Genomic DNA, 3,721 nt, shown 5'->3' with positions numbered 1-3,721 from the left:
CCGCTGCCGATAACCAGCTCGCCTCTATAAAATACCGCTAGCTGCCCGCTAGCCACGCCAAATGCGCTTTGTTTTAGCTCGACCTCGGCCGTGCCGCCGCCCAGCACTTTTACGCGCGCGTTTAGCCCGATACTGCGGTAGCGCACTTTCACGTCGCAGTCAAACTCGCTCTCGTCTACGAACAAATTTAGGCTGTTTACCGCAATCTTGCCGCGCTCAAGCTCCTCTTTGCTACCCACGACGATGCGGTTATTTGCCGCGTCGATAGCGAGTACGAAATGCGGCTCGTGCGCCCCAAATACCTCAAATCCGCGCCTCTTGCCGATCGTGTAGCGCATATAGCCGCTATGTCGCCCGATCACGCGCCCAGAGCTATCGACCACGTCGCCGGGTAGATCCGTCTCGTAGTGCTTGTTTAGCACCTCGATATAGGTATCCTCGACGAAGCAAATCTCGCTACTCTCGGCCTGCTCGCCGTACTCGCGAAAGTTCGGTAGAGATTTTGCCAGCTCTTTTATATCTTTTTTAAATTTATCCCCGAGCGGGAAAATCATATCGGCGATTATCTCTTTTGGCACCTGTGCGACGAAGTAGCTCTGGTCTTTGCTAGGATCGGCGGCGACTCTGATAAAGCCGTCTTGCACGCGGATATAGTGGCCTGTAGCGAGCTTTTCGCAGCCGATACTTTTGGCAAATTTTAGCAGTTCGCCGAATTTTATAAAGTGGTTACAAAGCGCGCAGGGATTTGGCGTCTTGCCCTCTTTATATGAGCTAACAAACGGCGTATAGACGTATCTGTCAAACTGCTCTTGCAAATCAAGCACGTGATAGGGGATGCCCAGATACCCGCACGCGCGGGCGACTTTATCGATATTTTTTTCATGATATCCGGGCTTTTTGTGTAGTTTCATATAGCAGCCCACGACCTCGTGACCCGCTTCTAGCAGCATTTTAGCGCTCATGGTGGAGTCGACGCCGCCGCTCATGGCCATTAAAATTTTCATTTTTTCTTTCCTATTGCGAGGGCTTGTCTTTTTAGCGCTTTTTGCGGAGTTTGTAAATTTTCGGCTCGATGAACTATATGTTCTATCTACGCCGAAAATTTACCGCACAACCGCAAAAATCATCTAAAAATACCGCACCCTAAAGTTTTGTATTTTAAATTTAGCTTTTAAATTTACAAATCTCGCCTTAGCCCCACAATAAGACAATTTCGTATAAATTTGACGCGATTATATAAAAAATAGCTTAATACGCTATAAATTTGCGAGCCAAAGATGGCGAGGCATTTAGCTTTCGCGCCTTGATCGGCTCTAGATTTTATCCGCCTAGGCGTTAATGCAGAATTTGCAAAAGACAGTGACGCGGTTAAATTTACTGAATTTGACGCAAAAGGCAAGCATATCGGCAAGTCCGCTTGAAAAACACAAACCAAACCGCGCGAACAAATTTACAAAAATCAAAATTGTATTTCTAAAAGAAATTTGATATACTTATTTTATAAACTTGAGATAATAAAAGTTAAATAAATAAAGGGTTTTGGGGAAATAATCATAATTTTTAAGTTTTTTTAAAAATAATAAAGTTAGGTATAAAATGAGAATAGATAGAGGATAAAAATGGAAAAAATTGATATGGAGAAACCAGAAATGGATAAATTAATAAGAGATTTTGAGAATACAAAATATTTTGGATATATGTTTTTTGTAGAATATGATGGACAGAAATTTGAATCTTTTGATGAAAATCCTAATAAAAAGAGTGTTAAATCAGAATTTAGGAAAATTTTGGAAAAGAATAAAATAAAGATTTTTAAAGGTATTCAGCAGGCTGGAAGGACTGATGCAAATGTGAGTGCAAAAGAAAATATTCTTTATATAAATTCCAAAGAGATAATTGATTTTTCAAAATTAAAATTTTTGGAAACAGAAGGGATGAAAATCAATAAAATAGCGAGAACATTGCCATTTCTTGAATTTCCACAAATGATTGAAAAAAGATATTATATTTATGAATATCCAAAAAAACTTAGGAAAAACGATGAAGAGAGAATAAATCAGATTTGTAATAAAGTATCTGGGAAAAAGGATTTTTACGAATTTACTTCAGAAAAGGGGAAAAAATTAAAAAATCATACAAGAGAAATTTTTGTGGAATATGAAAATGGTAAGCTGTATTTTGTGGGAGATGGATTTTTACCACAGCAGGTGCGGATTATGAGCAATTTTATTTTAAATAATACAAAGTTTGATATTGAAAAGTTAAATGATGAAAATTTTGAAAATAGGAAATTGGGGATAAAAGATAAATCGCTTGATGGGAAATATTTGACACTTATGAAAGTTGATTTTTCAGAGAAATTGGAGAAAATCAGTTTTTTTGATGTGAAAAATATTGAAGAATTGATAAATTTGAAAAAGAATAATAATGAAATTTTGGAAACAGGAAATTTTGAAATCAAAATAGACGATTTGAATGAACAATTAAAAAGCATTGATAAGGTTAAAAAAATTGAGAGAAATAGTTATTTTACGGTATTTTTCGTTGAAAAGAAAGATAAAGGGGAATTTATTGGGAAAAGAGGGAAAAATATTAGGAAGTTAAAGAAGATTTTTGGGGATATAGTTGTAAAAGAGATTTGAAAAAATTGAAAATATTTTATAGATTATGTAGAAATTTATTGTTTTTAAAAGTTTTTAGATACTGTTTATAGAAAAATATCAAATGATGAAATTTGATAGCAGGATATTAATATATTTTGTCAGAAAGTTTAGAAAAATAAGAAAAATCAAGATTAGGAAAAGAGTGGAAAAATGTATATAATTAGAAAAGCAATGGAATATTTTAAACCGAAAATTAACAGGGCTTATATGAATGAGGCTTTGAAAAAATTGACAGAAAAAGAAAAGAAAATATTTTTGGAAATGTCTGATTACGATAAGTTTCATTCGCTTGAAGTTTATAAAAAAATAAAAAAAACGGAACTAAAAAATAATGAGAAATATTTAAAATTGGCACTTCTACACGACTGTGGAAAAGAAAATGTGTCGATTATAACGAGAGTTTTGCATAAATTAGGATTTAAAACACAGTTGCAAAATCACGCACAAAGAAGTTTTGAAAAGCTGGAAAAAGTAGATGAGGAAGTAGCGGTTTTGGCGAAAAATCATCATAATAGAGGTTATTCGCAGGAAATGGACATTTTTCAGAAATGTGATGATGAGAGTTAAGAAATTGATGAAAAATTTTTAGAAAAGAGTGATTTTATGAAAGACAAGTATAAAATGACATTGGAGGAGAATATTTTTGTTGCGAAAAGAAATATAGTGGATTCAATTTGGAAATCGGCAAATCTGGAAGGAATAGCTGTGACTTATCCTCAGACAGAAACGATTTTTCAGGGGCTGGGAGTTCAGAATATGAAAGTTAAGGATATAAATGCCATTGTTAATTTAAAACATTCGTGGGAATTTATTTTGGAAAATATTGAATATCCTCTTGATTTAAACTATATTTGCAAAATTAATCAGCTCATTGGAGAGGCAAATGTAAATCCTTTTCCAGGACAATTGAGATTCTCGGATGTAAGTATGGGTGGAACAGACTGGAAGCCTGAAATTCCAGATAAGGAAAAAGTGAATGATAATTTGAATAAAATTTTGGAAAGTGAAAACTCTGCAACAGAAAAAGCAATAAATTTAATGCTATATTTAATGAGAAG

Annotated in this window: 4 protein-coding genes; 3 read left to right on the top strand and 1 reads right to left on the bottom strand. The window is 34.7% G+C overall.

Translation table 11 applies throughout. The features are described 5' to 3' along the window. Window positions 1–1,004, bottom strand: a 1,004-nt coding sequence (gene mnmA / locus Q0323_RS03300) for a tRNA 2-thiouridine(34) synthase MnmA (RefSeq protein ID WP_298051450.1), incomplete at its 3' end; no start/stop codon positions are given. A 615-nt stretch (window positions 1,005–1,619) separates the two neighbouring features. On the opposite strand from mnmA, the gene Q0323_RS03295 reads away from it, so the two are divergent. The 3 genes from Q0323_RS03295 to Q0323_RS03285 all read left to right on the top strand — a co-directional run. Further along, entirely contained in the window at window positions 1,620–2,642 is a 1,023-nt protein-coding gene (locus Q0323_RS03295) for a hypothetical protein (RefSeq protein ID WP_298051447.1), read from the top strand. 171 nt (window positions 2,643–2,813) lie between these two features. Continuing rightward, window positions 2,814–3,230, top strand: coding sequence for an HD domain-containing protein (locus Q0323_RS03290; protein ID WP_026746488.1), 417 nt, complete (start codon window positions 2,814–2,816; stop codon window positions 3,228–3,230). Window positions 3,231–3,266: 36 nt separating this feature from the next. Further along, a partial coding sequence (locus Q0323_RS03285; protein ID WP_298051441.1) for a hypothetical protein occupies window positions 3,267–3,721 on the top strand: 455 nt, incomplete at its 3' end.

The sequence above is a fragment of the uncultured Campylobacter sp. genome (assembly GCF_938030145.1).
Taxonomy (GTDB): Bacteria; Campylobacterota; Campylobacteria; order Campylobacterales; family Campylobacteraceae; genus Campylobacter_B.
This window is presented reverse-complemented; position numbering and strand designations above follow the sequence as displayed.

What these genes read in the sequence shown, in the direction of transcription:
- Q0323_RS03295 (WP_298051447.1), top strand. Translation starts at nt 1,620, where the DNA reads ATGGAAAAAATTGATATGGAGAAACCAGAAATGGATAAATTAATAAGA.
- Q0323_RS03290 (WP_026746488.1), top strand. Translation starts at nt 2,814, where the DNA reads ATGTATATAATTAGAAAAGCAATGGAATATTTTAAACCGAAAATTAAC.